General features: G+C 52.9%; 20 protein-coding genes. 11 read left to right on the top strand and 9 right to left on the bottom strand.

Annotation, left to right across the window (positions count from 1 at the left end):
- Window positions 1-18 precede the first annotated feature (18 nt).
- Together CA13_RS24315 and CA13_RS24310 are read left to right on the top strand one after the other, a co-directional pair.
- Window positions 19-870: a hypothetical protein gene (locus tag CA13_RS24315; RefSeq protein WP_146401110.1), complete on the top strand. Its 852-nt coding sequence runs from the start codon at window positions 19-21 to the stop codon at window positions 868-870.
- A gap of 98 nt (window positions 871-968) precedes the next feature.
- The gene (locus tag CA13_RS24310; RefSeq protein WP_146401108.1) at window positions 969-1,832 is read left to right on the top strand and encodes a hypothetical protein; all 864 of its coding nucleotides are present in this window, start codon (window positions 969-971) and stop codon (window positions 1,830-1,832) included.
- Here the strand turns inward: CA13_RS24310 and CA13_RS24305 are convergent.
- The gene (locus CA13_RS24305) at window positions 1,829-2,185 is read right to left on the bottom strand and encodes a hypothetical protein (RefSeq protein WP_419194760.1); all 357 of its coding nucleotides are present in this window, start codon (window positions 2,183-2,185) and stop codon (window positions 1,829-1,831) included. The two genes, CA13_RS24310 and CA13_RS24305, sit on opposite strands and share 4 nt — an antisense overlap.
- Window positions 2,186-2,302: 117 nt before the next feature.
- On the opposite strand from CA13_RS24305, the gene CA13_RS24300 reads away from it, so the two are divergent.
- Window positions 2,303-2,752, top strand: coding sequence for a hypothetical protein (locus CA13_RS24300; RefSeq protein WP_146401106.1), 450 nt, complete (start codon window positions 2,303-2,305; stop codon window positions 2,750-2,752).
- Between the two features lie 29 nt (window positions 2,753-2,781).
- Here the strand turns inward: CA13_RS24300 and CA13_RS24295 are convergent, their stop codons facing one another.
- From CA13_RS24295 to CA13_RS24280, 3 genes are all read right to left on the bottom strand, one after another.
- Window positions 2,782-3,708: a sugar phosphate isomerase/epimerase family protein gene (locus tag CA13_RS24295; protein WP_146401104.1), complete on the bottom strand. Its 927-nt coding sequence runs from the start codon at window positions 3,706-3,708 to the stop codon at window positions 2,782-2,784.
- 397 nt (window positions 3,709-4,105) lie between these two features.
- Window positions 4,106-4,321 carry a hypothetical protein gene (locus CA13_RS24285; RefSeq protein WP_146401102.1) on the bottom strand — a complete coding sequence of 72 codons (216 nt, stop codon included), beginning with the start codon at window positions 4,319-4,321 and terminating at the stop codon, window positions 4,106-4,108.
- 58 nt (window positions 4,322-4,379) lie between these two features.
- Window positions 4,380-7,151 (bottom strand): hypothetical protein, encoded by a 2,772-nt coding sequence (locus CA13_RS24280; RefSeq protein ID WP_146401101.1) that lies wholly within the window; start codon window positions 7,149-7,151, stop codon window positions 4,380-4,382.
- Between the two features lie 409 nt (window positions 7,152-7,560).
- Here CA13_RS24280 and CA13_RS24275 point away from each other — a divergent pair, with 409 nt between their 5' ends.
- The gene (locus CA13_RS24275; protein ID WP_146401099.1) at window positions 7,561-7,851 is read left to right on the top strand and encodes a transcriptional regulator; all 291 of its coding nucleotides are present in this window, start codon (window positions 7,561-7,563) and stop codon (window positions 7,849-7,851) included.
- On the opposite strand, the gene CA13_RS24270 is transcribed toward CA13_RS24275, so the two are convergent.
- Window positions 7,848-8,984, bottom strand: coding sequence for a M24 family metallopeptidase (locus CA13_RS24270; protein ID WP_146401097.1), 1,137 nt, complete (start codon window positions 8,982-8,984; stop codon window positions 7,848-7,850). The genes CA13_RS24275 and CA13_RS24270 overlap by 4 nt on opposite strands.
- Before the next feature lie 532 nt (window positions 8,985-9,516).
- On the opposite strand from CA13_RS24270, the gene CA13_RS24265 reads away from it, so the two are divergent.
- The 3 genes from CA13_RS24265 (at window position 9,517) to sdhB (ending at window position 13,458) form a co-directional block, all read left to right on the top strand.
- Window positions 9,517-10,416, top strand: coding sequence for a succinate dehydrogenase cytochrome b558 subunit (locus CA13_RS24265; RefSeq protein WP_419194759.1), 900 nt, complete (start codon window positions 9,517-9,519; stop codon window positions 10,414-10,416).
- Window positions 10,417-10,533: 117 nt separating this feature from the next.
- On the top strand, window positions 10,534-12,498 hold the full coding sequence (gene sdhA, locus CA13_RS24260; protein ID WP_146401095.1) for a succinate dehydrogenase flavoprotein subunit: 1,965 nt from the start codon (window positions 10,534-10,536) through the stop codon (window positions 12,496-12,498).
- Window positions 12,499-12,600: 102 nt separating this feature from the next.
- Window positions 12,601-13,458 carry a succinate dehydrogenase iron-sulfur subunit gene (gene sdhB / locus CA13_RS24255; protein ID WP_146401093.1) on the top strand — a complete coding sequence of 286 codons (858 nt, stop codon included), beginning with the start codon at window positions 12,601-12,603 and terminating at the stop codon, window positions 13,456-13,458.
- On the opposite strand, the gene CA13_RS24250 is transcribed toward sdhB, so the two are convergent.
- Both CA13_RS24250 and CA13_RS24245 read right to left on the bottom strand, forming a co-directional pair.
- Window positions 13,459-15,201, bottom strand: a complete 1,743-nt coding sequence (locus CA13_RS24250) for a GspE/PulE family protein (protein WP_146401091.1) — start codon at window positions 15,199-15,201, stop codon at window positions 13,459-13,461.
- Window positions 15,198-15,710 carry a hypothetical protein gene (locus tag CA13_RS24245; protein WP_146401089.1) on the bottom strand — a complete coding sequence of 171 codons (513 nt, stop codon included), beginning with the start codon at window positions 15,708-15,710 and terminating at the stop codon, window positions 15,198-15,200. The genes CA13_RS24250 and CA13_RS24245 overlap by 4 nt, the downstream gene beginning before the upstream one ends.
- 66 nt (window positions 15,711-15,776) lie before the next feature.
- Between CA13_RS24245 and CA13_RS35580 the strand changes: the two genes are divergently transcribed.
- A complete protein-coding gene (locus CA13_RS35580) occupies window positions 15,777-15,923 on the top strand; it encodes a hypothetical protein (protein ID WP_419194758.1) in 147 nt (48 codons plus the stop codon).
- A 9-nt stretch (window positions 15,924-15,932) separates the two neighbouring features.
- Here the strand turns inward: CA13_RS35580 and CA13_RS24240 are convergent, their stop codons facing one another.
- Window positions 15,933-16,301 (bottom strand): ATP-dependent Clp protease adaptor ClpS, encoded by a 369-nt coding sequence (locus CA13_RS24240; protein ID WP_146401086.1) that lies wholly within the window; start codon window positions 16,299-16,301, stop codon window positions 15,933-15,935.
- Between the two features lie 315 nt (window positions 16,302-16,616).
- Between CA13_RS24240 and CA13_RS24235 the strand changes: the two genes are divergently transcribed.
- Together CA13_RS24235 and serS are read left to right on the top strand one after the other, a co-directional pair.
- On the top strand, window positions 16,617-18,002 hold the full coding sequence (locus CA13_RS24235) for a dipeptidase (protein ID WP_146401084.1): 1,386 nt from the start codon (window positions 16,617-16,619) through the stop codon (window positions 18,000-18,002).
- 2 nt (window positions 18,003-18,004) lie between these two features.
- On the top strand, window positions 18,005-19,288 hold the full coding sequence (gene serS / locus CA13_RS24230) for a serine--tRNA ligase (protein WP_146401082.1): 1,284 nt from the start codon (window positions 18,005-18,007) through the stop codon (window positions 19,286-19,288).
- Window positions 19,289-19,301: 13 nt separating this feature from the next.
- Here the strand turns inward: serS and galE are convergent, their stop codons facing one another.
- Entirely contained in the window at window positions 19,302-20,285 is a 984-nt protein-coding gene (galE, locus tag CA13_RS24225; RefSeq protein ID WP_146401080.1) for a UDP-glucose 4-epimerase GalE, read from the bottom strand.
- Between the two features lie 175 nt (window positions 20,286-20,460).
- Here galE and xerD point away from each other — a divergent pair, with 175 nt between their 5' ends.
- On the top strand, window positions 20,461-21,414 hold the full coding sequence (gene xerD / locus CA13_RS24220) for a site-specific tyrosine recombinase XerD (protein WP_146401078.1): 954 nt from the start codon (window positions 20,461-20,463) through the stop codon (window positions 21,412-21,414).
- Window positions 21,415-21,421: the final 7 nt, after the last annotated feature.

Below are 21,421 nucleotides of genomic sequence, written 5' to 3'. Positions count from 1 at the left end.
TGCAAGAAATGCAAATGGTTGCTGCCTTCCCCGCCTAGCATTTTTGCATTGGCGTGCATTTTTCTTTTGACGGTAGCGACCTTTGCAGAGGGCATCACGGTACTTCCGCCAGGGACGGATGTGGACAATTCGGATAGGTCGGCATGGAACCGAGTCGTTTTAGTAGCGACACCGCGATTCGCTAGCGGTGATGTGGATGCGGTCAGCGAGTCAATTCGGCAATCGGTCTCTGATTTCCAGCTAACCATTATGGCTCGAACCAGCCAAGCCCCTCAAACATCGCAATATTCATTGGCGGATGTTGGGGTCGGGTACAGCATGGTGATAGATGGAAGATCGGTCGTGATTGATTCAGAAAGTGCATCACAACTTGGTGCTTCGCTCGGATTCATCCAAAGACGCATACTTAGCGGGAATGAGGCCCAAATTGTAAAAATTGTTGTCAAGGTTCGGACGACGACTCTGTTGATCTTTGACGTTCCATCTATCTTTTTGCATCGAAAAGATGGCCAGTTTGAGCACCGTGATTTCGTCAATCGCCATTTGGTATGGATTGATCCGACATCGGGGGAAATCTTCATGGCAACTTGGCTAATCGATCCCACTGAAAAGATACCCGACGTGCCGCTACGAATCGTCGCTGCCGATACGCGAGAGGATCGAAGGATTCACATCGACAAGAGTGCGTTTTTCTTGGGGATTCCGAACGAACGTGCCTTCGCGCTAGAAAATCTACCGCCAGGAAAAGAGATTGGCTGGAACGAGTTATTACGAAAATTAGCCAGTCGTGATTCGTATAACCTTGAGTCGCTTCGTCAATTGACCGATGCCATCAATCGAGTGTCTCGGCGGGATCCGACGGACGGTTGAACATCCGTCGAAGACCGAATTTCTACCGCGAGATTTTTCCTGAGGAGAAAAAATGTTATTTGCCGAACGCCGAACTTAGTTTGAATGCAGTCTTCGCCATGATGTCTACCGAACGGTTGTTGGGGGAAAAACGGATTCATATGGTTCCGTTAGTATTGAACTCGATGTCAGATGGGTATCGTGGCGATGCGTTTGAGAACCAACGAAATAAGCAATCCAATAGGATCAAATTGATGGAATCCTTCACTCCGATCACGCTTCGTATCCCTGGAATTTGGTCAAATCCAGCGGAACTCCTCAGCCGAATCCCAGACGGTTTTCGAATGACACCGGATGGACTTGTTTTACCGGATGGTGATTTGGTCAAACTCATTCCGATGGAACCGGATGACCAATTCGCTGACATCTTCCAAATCTCATGTCGCCGGACCGCATCTGAGGGAGATATGGCGATCGTTCGCGACTATACCGTGAACATCGCTTTGACCGCACCGGGAGGATCGCTCAAGGCAGCACGATCGATCATGAAAGCCGGCGCGGCAATCGTTCAAGCAGGCGGAGGAGGTGTCTTTATCGACAATAGCGCGTTAGCCCATGGCGGCACGGCGTGGGTCGAATTGGCCGAAGATGGCAGCCCAGACGCATTGAGTTTTGCCTTTGTGGGCATCGTCCGCGGCAAGACCGAAGCACGAACGATGGGCATGAATGCACTTGGCTTGCACGATGTTGTCATGCAATTGGCAGACTTGGATGAAACGGGCGAATCAATGATCGAGTTGATTCGCTACATGGCGAGCAGTGAAAATCCGATCGGCGATGGACACATTTTGGCAGACGAACATGGTCTCAGGTTCAAAGCAGTCAAAACCAGCGACGATGAGTTTGATGGTGACAGCCCCATGCACAATCCGCGGGGACGTCTGAAATTGATCAGCTTCAAAGAGATTGCTGAGCAGAATTAAATTGGATCGTTGCTGGATTCTTCCGAAATTTTGCTCTCATCTCGCCCCGCTTCCAATGCAGCCTTTGCGGCTTTCTTGGCTTTGCGTTTGGCGAGGTGGTGGGCAGCCATTTGTTCGATCGACAGAACGTTGTCGGGCAAGTTTTTACCGAAACTTTTCTCGTAAAGGGCTTCGATGTACTGTGGCAGCGGCAATTTCCACGGTTGTTCTTTGCAATTGGCGTAGGAGCTGAATCGCTTTGGATTGAGCCCCAGTTCACGAGCCATTTGCACATGAGCGTGTGAGAGATTGAATTTCTTCCGAACATCAATCCAAGGAAGGAATTTGTGGGGAATTCGGTTCTTTTTGGCCATGCTTTGGGTCAATCGTTCTCTGGGGGGTAATCGCGCGTGTTAGAATCGAGTTCAAGACGTCTCAGGATCCATTTCCACCGCAACAAAGTGATCCTCCGGTTTGACGGAGTATTCTACATGCTGCAACATTTACACCAATGGGCAAATCAATTGCCATCGTGGACGTTACGACTGCTCGTAATGATCGCGATTTGCACGCTCGCTTACACGGGAAAATTGAGAGCAATTGGCCAAACGTGGGTTGTTTGGTTCACTTTGGCGGCAATTTTTACCGAGCTCACCCGAGCAGCGGTCATCTTTGGTGGTTATCTCTGTTCAAGCCGTCCCAATCAAAAAATGCGTTTGCGAGAGAATCTGGACGATCCGAGAATGGAGGAGCTAGTTCAAGCCTACGATGCCTCGAAGCAGACCGAAGATAGGCTGGAATGCCTGTATCGCCACTCGGCATGTGCTGCGGAAGATGTCATCCGCGCCAATGCGATCCGATTGAAAGCCGAAATTGATCTGGTTCGGTATCAAAGCGGGCCAAGAACTTGGCAAGAAGAGATGCAACACGATCTTGGCTAGCGACTCGCACAAACGCATCGACAAAGCGATCAAGTATTCTGCAGACCGGCCAGCACACGGTTGCGACCTTCGCGATGAGCTTCAACGGCGGACATCGTCCTCGGCGTTTTTTCCTCGATGCACTGCTCCATCACGATATGCGGATGAACAATTTTCGAATTGATAAATTCGAAAATCGCTGTGTAGTCGATGTCGCCGTCCAACTGAAACGCTTCGGTCCAAATGCCATCAACGGATTGTCGCAAGTGGAGTTCAACAATACGATCAAGATATCGCTTTAGCGAATCAAACACAGCCACTTCGGAATCGCCACAACCGCGAAATACCCAGTGTGAATCGAGACAAAACTTGACGTTTTCGGGGTTGGTCGCGGTCAGCATGTGGTGAAACTCACGTGCACCTTGCCGCATTTCTGCGTCATGGTTGTGGTAGGCCAACGTTTGCCCTTGGCTTCGGAGTTCTGCGCCAAGTCGATCGAGAGCCTCTGCTTGTGTGCGAAGTTGGGTATCCGATTTGTCTTCCGGTTCGCCCCAACGAATGGGCGATGGATTGGTGACGACTATCTTGGTCCCCAGCTTTGCTGCGGCCTTTCCGATTGCCAACACTTCCGCGATGCTTTTCTCTGCGTCGTCTTGCTCGTGAAGCGAACTATTGACATAGATCGAACGCATTTCGAGCCCGTGATTCTTCAGTCGCTCCTTTAAACCGTCGAATTCAGCAACGTTATTAATAATGGGTTCGTAACCGGTGATAGCGGTCGATGCTATTTCGCCAAGCAACTCATCGGTATGCAAAACCTGCTCGTATCCTTCACGGCGAGAAAACGTATACCAGGGATAGGTATTGGTCGCGATGTGCGGGTTGTCTGGGTCGGCTGCGAACGCTCGATTGGAGATGGTGGCCAGAAGAGCCGAAGTGCCGATTGCGGCAAGGGATTCGCGACGCGTAAGTTTCATGGGGACACACTTTAAGTAGGCGGGTGGGTTTGGGTATGCGAGGGTGTCTCACTACCAACTATTTTTGTCGTCGCACCCAGGCAAGGAAACCGGCAAGTTGCTCGTGCGCGAGCAACGCTTCGACGCTATGGTAATCGCGCCCCAGTTCTTTTTCACTGGGAATAAACTTGTGAATGGAATGGTGGCAATCGCGACAGACGGAGATGGTTTCCCGCATTTGCTCGCGCGTGAATCGTCTTTTGAACCATTTATTTGAATGGCAGGTGCGTGGGATCAGATGGTGCTCGGTCGTGCCTCGTCGGGTCACTCTTCCACACAACCGGCACGCTCGCAATTGGATGTTCGACATCAGAAAGCTCTTTCGGAGCGGAAAGGTCCGTTCGCCTTATCCCACCCCTTAACCCTGCGATGAATCGATCTCGTAGAGGACGACTAACATCAAGTGACCAGCGGCAAACGAGTTCATTCCGCCTGCGGTGGGGGCGGGTTGAGCGGTTAGATTGCCGGTCACGGAAATCACTTTGGCACCGCTTTTCCGCATCCAGCGGTTCATTTGCTGCTCCAATTCCGAGATTTCGTTATCGACACCTTTGAATATCTTGACTTGTTGCATCGTGTGGGACTCTGCGAAGGATCATGTGTTTGTTTAGACACACAGTATCGCCTAGACCCTACCGGTTTGTCGACTCGTTCTTTTCGTCACCTACAGACGCGTTAAGTGGGTAAAACGCGGCGGGCGGCTTCATATTGGTGTCAGTATCCCAAATTCTCAATTCCACCTCGTCGATCATGACTTCGCCATCGCCGAGCAATTCGAACATCACGCTGACTTCGGTTTCATCGATCGTTTGCCGGTACAACCGCACGGGCGTCCACGCCGACCGGCCACGCAAAAGCACTCCCGTTTCTTGCCCACCGATTGTGTCGTAGACCAACACACCTTGATGAGGCCTGCCAAATCCAATGGTTCGAACCAGGGCATCGATCCGAACCGCTGTTCGCGGCGGGATGCGCACTGCGGGACTGCGAATTTGGATCACGGTTCCTTCATAGCCGCCGGGGAGAGGATCGTCGACGATTGATGTTGCGCGTGCCATTAGCGCCCCTGGACCGCTATAGGAACCGCGATTTGCAAACACGACTTCGCTATCGGCGCGACCTTCGAGTCGTTTGCCAAACGTCCATCGGTCTTTGCCGATCATGTCAGCACTGTCGAGCGAACCGGTCGTCATGAAATTCGTACTCCAGCCGCGGTCTCTCATCAGCGGATACCACACCGCTTGAACTTCCGCTGCACCACAATCGATCGTTGGGCAACTGGTTGGACGCGGCCAATCAGGCATCAACGTTTCGGACAGTTGCCATTGACAACGCAGTGCCCATGCATCGGCTCGGCGTGCCATCCGTAAACTGGCATCCGTATCGCCAGCGCGATACAACGGTTCGGCATCGGCGAGTGTTTGTTGCGCGATACGAACAAGATCGGTTGGTGGAGGCCGGCTGGTGATTCGTGACGCCACAGTCGTCTGCCATTCATCACGCGAGCGACGAACCAAATCACCCGCCAATTGCCAACGATCCAGGGCAGCTTGGCGTGCAAAGCGAGCAGCGTTTTGTGTTAATTCGGAACCAACCGCCGGATCGCTACTCATCACGATCACTTCGGTGGCATCAGGTGAAACGATTTCCAAACGCGCCCCTTGCCCAGTACCTTGGGGCGTCAATCGTTCGGCTGAAAAATGGGTCAAACGCCAAATCATCTTGTTCGCATCAGTAGGTGAAAGCAACAAATCGAGCGACTGGCCATCACCGGCTAACACTTCCGAACCTCGCGACGCGGAGGACGTCAGAATCAACACCTCCACATTTCGTTTAAACAAACGAGTGCATCGATAGGGAGCACCCTGCATCGGAACAGCAGTAACCGACGTGGCACCGGCTGCCCAAGGTTCAATCATTGCGACCATGCGATTGACATAGCTCAATGCCATCGAACGTTGGTTTTCAATCTCGCCACCACTAACGAGAGAGCGAGTCGATCGAAATACAATCGCGGAGGGGGCTGTTTCTAGACTTCGCATCGCCTGCAACCACATCGAATGCCACCGAAACGCGGTTGGCCGAGGGGCGCCGATCGAATCCGCGATCGATTCGGCTTGTATGATGGTGGCTTCGGGCGGCATGCTCATCACCCCAACTGCCATTTGCATTCGATCACCTACTCGCCGATGCACGCTGTCCAATTGGGCGACTTCTTCGTGATCGGTCACACCTCGCGATCGAATGGGCATGTCGTACAGTAAGGCGTCGATTAGCGGTACATATTGGCTAAAACTCTCCGTTGGCGCGGCGACGATCGGGCGTTGCCAGGGAGTTGGAAAAGCTCGAATGCGCCGCGATGTTCGTTCGGCAGCGGCCAGCTGACTTGAATCGAGTGTCGTATGGCTTCCCAGATACCAACCCGCCACGGGTTGCAAGAGCGGCTGCAGCGAGGGGGCCGGCGACGATGGCGGTGGGCAATAGATTGCCACGCGTGCTCGAATTGCTTCACCAAGGATCGCAGCATCCGGTGGGCGGGACAACAAGACCGCGTCGAAACCGAGTGAACGCACCCACGAAAGAGGTTCGCCATTGTATTGTAGAATCCGCGTGATTCGCCCCAGAGGGAATGCATTGGATTGGATTGAGTTATCATGCTCACTCATACGAGCCGCACGAAACGAATCAGAATCCTGATAGTCCGAAGCTGAAGGAACCGTGGCGGCAACTTCGCTGACGCTGACTAAACCATCGACTCGAAGCTCATCAAGACGCAACGAACTGACGCCTGCTCCGGTGTAAGCATTCACAACCACCGCATCAACGTAGGGATCACGCAAATCAACATCGCTTCCGAATTCACCTCGAATGGCGATTACTTTTGAGCTCAACGGTTTTTCAATCATGCCGACGCCGATCGAAGCGAACTTACCGGGATCGTCATAGCTAGCACCGTAAACGATGACCGACTTCGCTTGACGTGAAACTTTGCTGCGCAAGTAGGGAAACCGAACACGGAAACCGATTCTCGCTCCTTCTAAAGCACTCATCACGGAAATGTTGGCGGTCAAACCATCGATGGGAAGCACCGGTTCAATCGGGTAAGCCAGAACGATTTCGGTACCATGCGTTGCGGTCACCGTGACGACTTCACAGGCGCGGTCGTCCACGCCACCGTTGGCGAGATGTTTGTGTGAAACAAGTCGTGCTTCACAATCGGAACTGTCCAAGTGCCATCGGGGCGGATAGGCATCGAGCGAATCGTAGATTTGGGCATGTGCCACAGGTGCAGCGAGAAGTAGCGCCAAGAAGATAAAAACCGACTTACCTAACGCAAAACGTAGGGCTTGCCAGGTCGGAATGTTCCGCTGCGAATTTGGTGAGGTTTGGTTTGGATATGACATTGATCGTTGACCTAGCAGATCAATAACGGAACAATCACACGCAAGAATTGCCCGACGAAGAGTTCTGCTCGAAAACGAGTTCCTCTCACAATCCGGCAACTTGCAGCGAGGTGTGCGGTGAACGCGACACGGTGTTGAGAAAAATCCACAACCGATCGCCAGCCGTCCTCATACAACGTAAAACCTTTCCATACCAAGATTTAAGTCACCGAGCCAAGGTGAATTCGTGATTACTTTTCGCAACGTGGCGTTTTGACAACGCAGCCATGCGAATCACGCTAAAGCATTGACACAAAAGGGTTTACACAAGCGAGGGAACGCAAATACCAGGGATTTGGTATCGCAAATGCAATGGATAGCAAATCAACTGAATCACACAACTTGCTGTTTTTTCTCGGAGCACACTCGCATGCCTAACACAATCGGAAGCACTAACAAAGTCAACGACGAAACACCTGTCGAGCTTCAAGAGATGGTCGAAGCGATTAACGCTCTGCCTGCTCGCTACCGTGACGCTGTGACACCGGCGCTTCAACGCGTTGTCGAATGCAGCACTCGTCGCCGTCGGATTTTGAACTTGGTTCAAGAGGCCTTATCGCAATTGCGATTGGACATGAAATACTTGATTTTCGATCTCGAAGCGACTCGTCGCGAGCGTGATTCATTCCGCGAGCAATTGGAAAATCGCGGCGACGTTTAAGCCCAATTCAAACCGAATGGCAATTCATTCAGATTTCTTGGTTCGCCTTCGGTAACGACTAGCATATCTTCGATTCGCACGCCGCCAACTTCGCGGCCATAAAGTCCAGGCTCGATGGTAAAAACTTCACCTTCGAGCATTTCGCTGCCTCCAAAGTCCAACAGAATCGGCTCATGCACATCGAGACCGATGCCATGGCCCGTACCGTGTTGGATACTTGGCTTATCGGTCAACGAGCCACGGGAAAGGGGGTAGCCGTGACGTTTGAGCACATTTTCGGACGCGACGTGGACTTCGCTTCCAAAGTTACCTTCGACCAATTTTTCTTCGGCCGCTTGCTTGGCTTCCACCACGGCCGCATGCATCGCTTTGACCGTATCGGACGGTTCGCCGTGAACAACGGTGCGAGTGCAATCGCCGTGATAGCGGCTCGATTCATCTCGTGGGAACAGGTCTACAATCACCGGATGACCGGTAAACAGCGGGCCACTGCCTTCGTGATGACAATCGGCCACCTGAGGAAGGGTCGCAATGATGGCGCCGTGAGTCATGCTACATCCTCGGCGCAGAAACTCCATCGCGGCGAGACTGCGCAGGATTTCACTCGTAAGCATTTCGCCATCGACGACCAAACGGCCTTCGGTATCCACGGTGGCATTGGCAATTCGGCGAAGCATCAGCTCCATCACTTCTTCGGTTTTTGCTTGAGCAACAGCAAGTGCTTCGATTTCCTGATCGCTCTTAGACCGACGATCTAGAACGCCGAAGTCTTCGTCATAGAGAACTTCGATCTCCGCTTGTTGCAGATGCCAGGCAAAGATGTAGGGCAGGGTTCGGTCGGCGACGACCCGTTCAATTTTCTTGGAGCGAAGAATTTGCACGGTCGCTTGTGCCGTCGCGGTCTCTCGGTCGGGGCTGAGACCTAATGGCGTTTCGTGTTCGCCCGGGCAAGTGACGTGATCGGCGTGGCTTCGTTGGCGGACCCGGTCCATTTCCAAGTCGCGAACCACCGCGATCGTATGATCAGGGAGCTCGATCCAAGCGGCCGGATCACCCAAAGGAACCTGAACGCGGCGGTAGAGTGAAGCGTTTTTCTCAGCAAAGCCGGCTAAGATTCTTGCTTTTAAATGCATGAGGATTGGATCACTGCAAAAGAGGCTTCGGAATATGGATTCGGAGCAAGGATGCCGAGCAGTTTAGCAAATTTTGCTTGCATCAGGTTGGTCGCCCTCTACGAGATCTTGATTTCCAGGTGTGGCATACTGTCCGCTTCGCAAAAACCGTTGGTCGCGGACCTTGGCATTTTCCCCTTTCAACCGTAGATTCTGGGGCATCGAAGTGAGCCAAAGTCATTGGTTTGCTAAGCGAGAGCGGCTAAATGTGTTAGCCCGGTTAGCTATCCGACGGTAATGAGGGTAACAGGTTGTACAAACTGCCCTTGGTCCGATTGGCTCGACTTTTTCGCTCCAAGCAGCATTGACGGGCTTTTGCTTGAAGGCTTTTTTCCGTTACGATGTCTTGTTCAAGACTTTTCCTGTTTTGACTATGCGTCTTTGACTCCCTTGTTTAACGCGTCGATTGTTTAACGTGTCGACCGGATCCAATTCCGAATCGACATGGCAAACGAAGACGGTTTCCACTTCCGCTTTCCCCCCGACGACAGACGTGTCCAACTCTACCCCTGAAACTTCGTTCTTCCTACGTCACGAGTTTGCACTTCGCCGACTTCACTCTCTCACTGGGATTGTACCGTTAGGGTTGTACATGATCGTTCACCTGACGGTGAACGCCAGCCTCCTTAACAGTGTTCAGTCTTTTCAAGGAGCGGTGTACGGCATTCATAGTGCTGGCAAGATTCTCCCCTTGGTTGAATGGGGCGGCATTTTCGGACCGCTGTTGTTCCATGGGCTGTTCGGCGTTTGGATTGCCAAAAATGCCAAACTGAACACCAACCATTACAAGTACGTTAGCAATCGCCGCTACTCGTGGCAGCGTTGGACCGGCGTGATCGCGTTGGTTTATCTGTTCCTACATATTCTTCACCTGCATGGCTGGTTCCATTTCGAACCTTACCTTGCTGTCATCCAGCCACTTGGGCTCGGATCGTTCAAACCGTACAACGCTGCTAGCACGTTAGCGATTGCGATGAACCAATTTGGCGGTGTCGTATGGCCTCCGATTTACCTGATTGGCGTGCTCTGCTGTGTTTATCACTTGGCCAACGGAATATGGACCGCCGGGATCACATGGGGAATCTGGATTTCACCGACCGCTCAGGCACGTGCGTCGAAGGTGTGTACGGCATTCGGTCTTGGACTTGGATTCGTTGGAATGGTCGCCTGGTGGGCAGCCGTCTCTCCGGGAGACAACGAAATCGAAGTGGCAAAGAAGATTGAAGACCGGATGTATCGCGTTGGTGTCGAGGCAGGCTATGTCCCGCTAATGGAAGAAAAGCGGTCTCAACCTGACGTCGTTGCAGAGGAATTCGAAGCAAAAGGATTCGTCGAATACGAAGCGATGGAACACTCCGAAGAGACAGAAGAACTGGCCGACTCGCAAGAATAGCAGCGACCAGCGAAGACTGAGCAAAAATGGAGAGCCACGCGTGCCCCTTTCGGGCCACCAGCGAGGCCTTCTTAGAAACAAATTTTTTAGCTAACCACAAACCGTTTGATTTGAATTATGTCTGAGCATCGTGTTGTCGTGATTGGTGGTGGACTTGCCGGGCTAGCTTCGGCAATGAAACTGGCCGAACTTGGCGTCAAAGTAGACCTGATCAGCCTTACGCCCGTCAAACGCTCGCACAGCGTTTGTGCTCAAGGCGGTATTAACAGTGTGAATGATTCGACTCGCCAACTTGGTGATGACGAATGGAAGCACTTGGACGATACGGTTTACGGTGGTGACTTCCTAAATCACCAACCTCCCGTCAAAGAAATGGCTTATTGGGCACCGAAGGTCATCGATTTGATGGACCGACTCGGTGTGACCTTTAATCGAACAGGCGAAGGTTTCCTCGATCACCGACGTTTCGGCGGCACGCTCTACAAGCGAACCGCGTTCGCCGGAGCAACCACAGGCCAACAATTGCTTTACGCTTTGGACGAACAAGTCCGGCGTTGGGAATCCGAAGGAATGATCAAGAAGTACGAGTTTTGGGATTTCTTGAATCCGATCGTCGACGAAACCGGCCGTTGTCGCGGTGCAGTTGCCCAAGACATGGTGTCGATGGAAATCCGAGCCTTTCCTGCGGATGCGGTCGTCGTGGCAACCGGTGGTTGCGGTCTAGTTTACGGCCGAAGCACGATGAGCGTGTTCTGTACCGGAAGTGCTGCGAGTCGTTGTTTCCAATCGGGTGCGAAATACGCCAATGGCGAATGCATCCAAGTTCACCCAACAGCGATCCCCGGTAGTGACAAGCTGCGACTGATGAGCGAATCAGCCCGCGGTGAAGGTGGCCGAGTTTGGGTGCCACGCAAGGCCCAAGACCCTCGCCCACCGATGGAGATCCCTGAGAACGAGCGTTACTACTTCCTCGAAGAACGCTACCCCGCATACGGCAACCTCGTTCCGCGTGACATCGCGACTCGCGAGATTTTTGATATTTGCGTCAACGACGGCCTGAGTGTCGACCCAGACAAAATGTGCGTCTACCTTGACCTGACACATATTCCGCGGGCGGAACTCGATCGTAAGCTTGGCGGCATCTTGGAAATCTACGAGAAATTCCAAGGTGTTGACCCACGCGACGAACCGATGCGTATTTTCCCAGCGGTTCACTACAGCATGGGTGGATTGTGGGCCGATTATGTAAAGTCGGCCGAAGGTGGCTTAGAATCAGGCGCCCCGGAAAACCACATGACCAACATCGAAGGCTTGTATGCCATCGGTGAGTGTGACTACCACTATCACGGTGCAAACCGACTCGGTGCAAATTCGCTGCTTTCCTGCATTTTCACCGGCCTCTTCACCGGCCCATCGATTTTGAACTACGCCAACAATCAAAAGTCGGGTTCAAACGATGTTGCACCGGAAGTCCTGTCAGCAGCCGTAGCCAAAGAGCAGAAACGTCACGACGATTTGCTCACCGGCAATCCTGGAAGCGATGAAAATCCCTATTTGATTCACCAAGAATTAGGCAACTTGATGACGCGTGTGGCAACGGTTGTTCGCCGCAACGACCAATTGGCCGACGCGATTGAGAAGGTCAAAGAATTGCATGAACGAGCAATGAAAGTGAACCTTTCGGACTCGGGCAGTTGGACGAATCAAAACGTGATTTTCGCCAAAGCACTTCAGGACATGTTCCCACTTGCAAAGACAATTTTGCAGGGAGCTCTTTTGCGTGACGAATGCCGTGGTGCCCATTACAAGCCAGACTTCGAGAAGCCATCGTTGACCGCAGAAGATCCAGCCGAACGTCGCCGACAAGCCGAAGTTTGGTGCGATGAGTTTGAAGCCAACAACGAACGGTTCCTCAAGAGCACGATTGCGGGTTGGAATCACGACACCCAAATGCCCGACATCACGTACGAAGATGTGGATACGTCTCTGATCCCGCCTCGCCCACGCCTATATGGATTGGTTGGTGCTGAGGAAATCGAAGAGGTTTGGAACGAGCGTGCTCGTGCCAAGGCCGAAGGATAATCTCGTGACCCGGCTGGAGCCAACTAGGCTTCATCCTTTTCTGTATCACACTGCGTTTTAACTTACAACTTTTCCATTCATTGAACTCGCCAGGATCGACGGATGACCACCGCCATCGAACCCACTAAAAAACACCGTATCGACTTCATCAAGATTCGGGTGCGTCGCCAAGACGGCCCCGGCAAGAAGCCATATTGGGAACTCCACAAACTGCCATACGAGCCTGAGCTGAATGTGATCAGCATTCTGCAAATGATCGCCGCTCAAGCAACGACAAGCGACGGAAAAAAAGTTGCGCCCGTGACCTGGGACTGCGGTTGCCTCGAAGAAGTATGCGGCGCTTGCACGATGGTGATTAACGGCAAGGTACGGCAAAGTTGCAGTGCATTGGTGGACCGCTTGCTCGAAGACAACCCCGACGAGATCGTCTTGGAGCCAATGCGGAAATTCCCCGTTCTGCGTGACTTAATGGTCGACCGGCAACGACTCTTCCATGCCCTGAAACGTGTAGAGGCATGGGTTCCCGTCGACGGTTACTACGACATGGGACCTGGTGACAAGCAATCACGCGAAGCCCAAGAAAGCAATTATCCGCTTAGCCAATGCATGAGCTGCGGTTGTTGCGTGGATGCTTGCCCTCAATACTTGAAGATTGAAGTAGCGCGTCTGGATGGTGAAAGCGACGAAGCGTTCGAGAAGCGAAAGCTAGCCGAATACGAAGCCGGCTTTGTCGGTCCGCATGCAATTTCGCAAGCGATTCTGTTCAACAACAACCCAACGGGCAAAGTCCTCGAAGGCGAGCGACTCGACGCACTCAGTGGCGAAGGCGGCATTCAAATTTGCGGCAATGCTCAAAACTGCGTCGCAGTTTGCCCGAAAGAAATCCCGCTGACAACTTCAATCGCTCGAGCAGGTCGCGCTACGACGCTGCACGTGATCAAGCAGTGGTTTGAGAAGTAATCACGGCCGTTCGGAAATGACATCCGCACTAACGTCGCCCGCTAGGACGTGCGAGCGGAGCATTTCGCCGATCATCGGCAATCCAGCGGAAACCGCAGAGGCATAAAACGCCTCTGTGTCTCGGACTTCGCGAATCGCTTTGGCAGTCGATTGGTCAACAGGGATCACCTCATAAGCGGTGACGCTGCCCTTGTATCCCGTTTGGGCGCAGGTTGAGCACCCCGTCGGCCAAGCAACATTTGCGTCCGATTCGACGCCAAGCTTGAGCGCCAATTCTAACGACAACGGCGTTTCGTGTCGGCACTGGGCACAAAGCCGGCCGACTCGCGTTTGGGCTACGATACCCACAAGCAAACTGGCCTGTGCGGCATGATCCATGCCAAGCTGTTCGAGCCGCACAACCGCACTGGCAGCATCACGACTATCGATCGTTGCGATCACAAGGCAACCTTCCGCCGCTAGCTGCGAAACCATCGCGACACTGTCACGATCATCAAGCCGGTCAATCGCCACGACATCGGGCAACTGAGTCAGAACTAACTCGATCGCGTCGGGCTTGGTGAACCCTGGCAACTCGCAGAGCGACACTTGATTGACGCCATCCACCACCACCGACGCTGCGTCTTCGATACTGCAGACATGCCGAGCGGGTGTCTTTGTGTCAGCGAGTGCTGAGTAAAACGTTGTCGTCTTGCCGCTGCGCCGTGGTCCTGCGATGACGATCAGACCATTCTTCCTCTGTAACGCATTACGAAGACTGTCATGCTGGGCCGTTTGCAAACCAATCTCGCGAAGGTGCTTTGCGGTGGAAAAGACCGCACCTCGCACGATCGTCACCATCACGCCACCAGCAGTTGGACAAAACGTCGCTCGAAGCGGAACACGCCGATCGCCATAGCGAACGCGAAACTCACCCGTTTGACCACTTGCAATAAAATCCTTTCGCGAAGCGTCCGCTTCCAAGCCAACTCGCGACAGGATTTGCGTGAGGACATTTTTGCCGGCGGATCGGCTGAGTGTTTCAAGTTCGTACAGTCCGCTGCCGTGGCGAGCTCGGATTTGAAAGGTTCGTCCACGCGGTTCAATGAGAATTTGCTCAACAATTCCCTGCACCAAATGACGCAAAATCCGACTCAGCAATTGCGAGTCGTTTTCCGCCTCGGACCCAACGACGGCGATCGATGGTGTCTTCGACGGCTCTTTTGTTGGGCTGGCTTCGCTAGCTGGCCCAATTTCGTTTGGATTTAGAACAAGATCAGGTGTGTAGAGGAGATTCAACAATCGATCGACTACGCTCGAGGGCGCGAAAAACGGCCGCATTTGTCGGCCACTGAGCGTCCGAATTTCGTCTGCCAATAACAAACTGTCAGGCTTGGTGATCGCGACTTCTATCGTTTCCCCGTCATCGCTAAGCGGAGCAACTCGGTTCTCGAAGCACCACTTGCTCGGCAACGACTCCCCGACGTTTGGTCGCACCGGCAACGGTTCATTGGCGGGCGGATCGAACAGCGGAAGCAAGTAATGCTTGGCGTATCGCTTTGCTTCGTCGAGCAACACTTCATCCGAGTCGAAGACGTCACTCTCCGACAAGCGACTTTCATCTCCCACTTCCGTTTCCACGATGTCCGACGATTTTGACGGGGCTAGGATCGCAAACCCGTCCTGGTCGAAACCATCGCTGAACTCGGCTCCGTTATTGGATGATACAGCCAAAGCGATTGGAAACGCGGGTGTGGTACTCATCGGTCTAACTTTGCAAGCGTCATGCGGTGGAAACAACGAGACATTTGGGCTGAACACGATACGAGTGATGTCTCAACCGACGAACGTGATGCGTCAAAACCTGAATCATCGAAAGTGATCTCGTAGTCACCAAAGACAGGTGACAAGCCGGCTCGTTGGATGGTCAATCGCCAATGAGCATTCGAGCTATCGGAAGCAGTCAATTCCATGGACCCAATCGAAAAATGAGCGGGAGCTGGCTTTGACAAATCCAGGTCGACAAGATTAGCAGCGTAGTGCCCGGTTTGCGTTTGATAGAGTTGCTGGGCAAATTGAACTTCAACCAAGTACTCAAACGCTTCCGTTGCTCGAGCTGTTTCGAGCTGTTGTGCGCGAGCAACAAACAGAAATCCGCCGATACCACTCAGGCACGCCAAGAAGGCAACGACGCCAAACGTCGAGAGCCCTTTTCGTGCGGGCATCCTCAACGGAGGAGTCTGCGGGATGTTTTGGATGTTGAACAATTTCATGGCAATGCTTCGAGACCTTGGGTCAGCTACCTAAATGGATAGCTCGAATGCCTCGAAGTCGGCCTGATGAACACCCCAAAAGAACCCGCACTTCATCCGACCGGGTATCGGATGTGCGGGTATTGCGGACAAGAAGGATTAGCATTCGGAACGAATGCAGCGTCAGCACCCAATGCGTGGTTCAAGCACCCACCGCTTGGTGAAGTTGGCTAACGCGTTGGATCAGTCACCAATCGGTTCGATCGTCGCCGACATACTGCCTTTGCAACGGGCGATCAATTCATCTTTGCCGAACGAGTGAATTTGGTCACGTTTCAGTTCAGCGTGCTCAAGCGTTGTGGTCAGAACAATGGCTTTGCCCGAAGCGTCGACTTCCTTAGCAATTTGGAATCCCGATTCGATAGGGAGACGAAAAAGACTCTTCATCATCAACACAACGTAATCGTAGCTGTGATCGGTATCGTCCCAAAGAATGACGCTATAACGAGGTTGTCTCTTGACTTCTTGCTTCTGTTCGGGCTTGAATTTCGGGCGTGCGACTTCAGGCGGGGCCAATTCAGGTTCTGCTACTGCGGATTGATGATCTGACATTGCTGACCATACTCCTTCAATACTTAATGACTTTTCTGGTGGTGGTCCGCTTCGGGAATGCAACCGAAAGAACCTACAACCTTTGAATGGATGAAATGAAACGTAACGCCTATGTCCAATGGCACTTCTCGTGCTCGATACGTAGGATGGACTCACGTTTTCGTCTGTGACGAAGCAGCCTATATTGTAGCGCACGACATGTAGAATCGGCAGGGCTGAAAATGAGGTTTTTGCCTATCCTGTCGCCAAAATCACCTGTGCTATGGTAATCTTTGCGGGCATCAAGACCACTTCCAAATCACCCAAACCGGACAAATGAATTTCTCTAACATCCTCGCCGCTTTGGACAACGCCAAGGAACGCCATCTCGAAGATTTGACGGAATGGCTGAAAATCCCGAGTGTTAGCAGTGATTCCACACGGAAAAGCGAGGTCGCCGCAGCCGCGAATTGGGTCGCGGAAAAGCTGAAGACTGCAGGAATTGCTACCAAAATCGTTCCCACCGACGGCCATCCTCTCGTGATCGCCGAAACTCCGCCAATTTCCGGGGCTCCGATTGCATTGGTTTATGGACACTATGATGTTCAGCCCGCCGAACCGCTCGAAGATTGGATCTCCGGAGCATTCGAACCCACGGTCCGCGACGGGAATCTTTATGCTCGCGGAGCGACCGATGATAAGGGGCAAGTGCTGACGCATATCCAAAGCGTTTGCGACTGGATGGCAACCGGCGAGCCGCTACCCCTTCAAATCAAATTTTTGATCGAAGGCGAAGAGGAAGTCGGTAGCGAGAATTTGGAACGAATGCTTCCGAGCCTGCGCGACGAATTGGCTTGCGATTGTGTCGTGATCAGCGATAGCGGCCAATACGCCAAGGACCAACCAGCGATTACGTACGGTCTGCGAGGCATCGCGACCTATGAATTGAAGATCCAAGGTCCGAGCCAAGATCTCCATAGCGGCTCGTTTGGCGGCGCGGTCATGAACCCCGCAATCGCCCTATGCCATCTGCTTTCATCCATCGTTGATAGCGAAGGTCGAATTCAAATCGATGGCTACTATGACGATGTCCAAGCCCTCAGCGAAGCCGAGCGGGCCGCTTGGGCGAAGTTGCCTCAGTCCGACGATCAATTCGCCAAGGAAGTTGGCGTCGACGCTCTGTTCGGCGAAACTGGATTTACAACTGACGAACGACGTTGGGCACGACCAACGTTTGACATCAACGGATTGACTTCGGGGCATCAAGGCGAAGGGGTAAAAACAATCATTCCAGCAACAGCGTCAGCGAAAATCAGTTTTCGTCTGGTGCCAAACCAAGACCCTAAGAAACTCACAACCGCATTACAAAACCATATCAACCAACACGTTGCCACCGGGGTGAAAGCGACGTTGGAACCCTCACATGGCGCACCGGGAATGGCGGCAGACCCCGAAAGCCGATACGCCAAAGCAGCAGCACGAGCAATTGCGTCCGCGTTCGGTACTCCGCCAGTGATGATTCGCGAAGGGGGATCGATTCCGATCGTGACTCGTTTCCAGGACGTGCTCCAATGCGACTGCCTGTTACTGGGATGGGGCTTATCCGACGATAATGCCCATAGCCCGAACGAAAAATTTTGTGTCCAAGATTACTACCGAGGCATCAAAGCATCGGCAATTCTGTGGACGGAACTAGGAAAATTGAACGAAAGCCAAGCGTAAACATGCTCGACCGAAAATACATTATCCAAAACGCAGAAGCCGTTGCTAAGAATTGCAAACGGCGTGGGGTTGATTGCGATATTGAAAGACTCGTCGCACTCGAAGAACAACGACTCGCAAAATTACAATTGGCACAAGACCTCAATCGACAAGCCAACGAAGTTAGCAAGAAGATCGGGCCGGCAAAGGACGCCGAAGAACGCCAGCAGTGGATCGAAAAGGGCCGCGAATTGCGTGAGCAAAAAGATGCCGCCCAACGCGAGCATGACGAACTTGACACCGAAGTAGCCGAATTGCAAACGGTAATCCCAAACCTAACGCACCCCGACGCACCTACCGGTGGCGAAGAGGATGCAAATGAGTTGTCGTTTGGTAAAACAGCAAAGCCAAAGTTCAGTTTTAAAGCTCTCGATCATCTTGAACTGAGTGAAAAACACGACTTACTTGATTTTGAATCAGGTGCCCGTGTCGCAGGAGCTGGGTTCTATTTCTTGCGAAACGCAGCGGTTCGAATCGATTTGGCATTGCAGCAGTTCGCTATCAGCTTCTTGTCCGACCGAGGATTTACGCCGGTCACGACACCCGACTTGGCACTCACCAGTGTGCTGCACGGAACCGGGTTTAACCCGCGCGGGCCGGAAACCCAAATCTACAGCATCGAAAACACCGAGCTGAACCTTGTCGCGACTGCCGAGATTCCGCTTGGCGGAATGATGTCGGGACAAACGGTGAATGTAGAAGAGTTGCCACTTCGACTATGCGGACTGAGTCATTGTTTTCGCACCGAAGCAGGGGCCGCAGGGAAAGCGTCAAAGGGGCTTTACCGCGTGCATCAATTCACCAAAGTGGAAATGTTCGCTTTCGCCGCACCCGACCAAAGCGACGCGATTCACGAAGAAATGAGGGAATTGGAATGCGAACTGTTCGATTCACTCGAAGTTCCCTACCGAGTGATCGATACCGCCAGCGGCGATCTTGGCGGACCTGCGTACCGCAAGTATGACCTGGAAGCGTGGATGCCCGGGCGAGGTGAAGCGGGCGAATGGGGCGAGGTGACCAGTACGAGTAATTGCACCGACTACCAGGCAAGACGACTCAATGTTCGCTTCAAAAGGCCCGGCCAAAAGGGAACGGAATTTGTTCACACGCTCAACGGAACCGCAATCGCGACCGGTCGAGCAATGATCGCGATTCTGGAAAACCACCAGCAAGCCGATGGCTCCATCAACATCCCCAAGATCCTAAGACCTTGGGTGGGTAAGGATGTACTCAGCACAGAAGACTGAGGTCCTACGGTCTTTATTTCGCGTAACCGTGCGGATGAGACTGGTGCCACTTCCATGCGGTTTCGACCATCGATTTCACATCCATGTACTTCGGCTCCCAACCTAGCAACTCCTTTGCCAAGCGAGCGTCGGCGACCAACTTCGGTGGATCGCCGGCTCGTCGTGGGCCCATTTTTTCAGGGATCGGATGCCCGGTGACTTCGCGGCATGCTTCGATAATCTCGCGGACACTTGTGCCACGCCCCGTACCCAAGTTAACCCGCAACCCCTTTCCGAGCTCAATCTTTTCGAGTGCCAACAAGTGGGCGTCGCCGAGATCGTGAACGTGAATGTAATCACGAACGCAGGTCCCATCCTCCGTTGCATAGTCATCACCAAAGACGGTGATTTCATCGCGTTGGCCAAGTGCAACTTGTAGCACGATCGGAATCAAATGCGACTCGGGATCATGATCTTCGCCAATCGATCCGTCGGGACGAGCACCCGCGGCATTGAAGTAGCGAAGTGCGGCGTATCCAAAACCATAAGCGGACGCGTAATCCGCGAGCGCATGTTCGAAAACGAGCTTTGTGAACCCATACGGATTGATCGGATTCTGAGGAGTCGTCTCAGGGATCGGCACAATTTCAGGTTCGCCGTAGGTCGCTGTGGTGCTGCTGAATACGATCTTCTTGACATCCGCTTCGCGCATCGCATCGAGCAAGTTGACCGCATCGATCACGTTGTTGCGATAGTAGAGAGCGGGATCGTTCACCGACTCGTTGACGAGTGCGAAAGCAGCAAAGTGCATGACCGCATCGATTTTTTTGTCACGCAGCGTTTTGACCACTTTAGCGGTATCCGATAGCTCTCCTTCGACCAGCAGCCCCTCAGGAACGGCCCCCCGGTGACCTCGCGACAAATTATCGTAAACGGTGACCGAGTGACCGGCATCGAGCAACAAACGGACTGCATGCGAGCCGATATAGCCGGCGCCACCTACCACTAGAACATTCATGGTAATCGTACTTTCTGGAAAACATGGAATGGTTGAATCGTCAACGCAACAAAAACGGGGCCATGGACAATCGACTTGGGATAACCGCCATCACTGCTGACGATGCAGGATAAGGGCAGATAGCGTTATCTGCCAACACCCTTAAGATCGATCCGCTCGTATTATTGAACCGCCTGTGGCAAAACGACCCACTAAGCTGCAATTACTTAGCCAAACCGGACCTTCGACCAAAACGTGCCAGGCGACTGAGTCGGTCTGCGCTGATTTTTTGGACTATTTACGCAGCGAATGCCATTTGGCCGCCAACACGATTGCCGCCTACGGTCGTGACATGCAGCGGTTCGCCACCTGGGTCGGAAAGCGAAAACTCAATCAAATTACGATTCGCGATTTGTCCGGCTACATCGCTGACCTGCAATCCTTCGGCCTGGCCCCCGCCTCGATCGCCCGCAACGTTGTCGCGACGCGGACTTTTTTCAAATACCTGCAACTCGAAGGAATCGTTGAAGGCAACCCAGCGGAATTGATCGCCACGCAAAAAATGTGGCAGCGAATGCCGGGCGTGTTGTCAAAGAGCCAAGTCGAAGCATTTTTGCGATCGCCTCGCAAAACCGACGCCTATTGGCAACGCGATATCGCGATGTTGGAAGTCCTCTACGCGACCGGATGCCGTGCGTCGGAGGTCTGCTCGCTTCGCGTCCGCGATCTTTCTCTCGTCGAGAAACATCTCAAATGCGAAGGCAAAGGAGGCAAACAGCGAATGGTGCCGATCGGGGCACGTGCGATCACGGCCATCCACTTTTACACCGAACAGATCCGAGGCAAGTTAGCCGCCAAAAGTCCTCATCCACCCGAGCAACTTTTTCTATCGCGCAGTGGTCGCGCACTCGACCGAATTCAACTTTGGCGACTCGTGAAATTTTATGCTCGTCGCGTGGGAATCGATCCAAAGATCAGTCCGCATAGTTTGCGACATAGTTTCGCCACCCATCTATTGGCTGGCGGTGCAGACCTTCGATACGTGCAGGAAATGTTAGGTCACGCCAGTATCCAAACGACACAGATCTACACGCACGTGGAACATTCACGACTCAAGAAAGTACACCAAAATTTTCATCCCCGCGCGTAATCGCTAG

This window comes from Novipirellula herctigrandis, assembly GCA_007859835.1.
GTDB classification, from domain to species: Bacteria; Planctomycetota; Planctomycetia; order Pirellulales; family Pirellulaceae; genus Novipirellula_A; species Novipirellula_A herctigrandis.
Note: the sequence above shows the minus strand (reverse complement) of the source record. Positions and strands in the feature narration are given on the sequence as shown.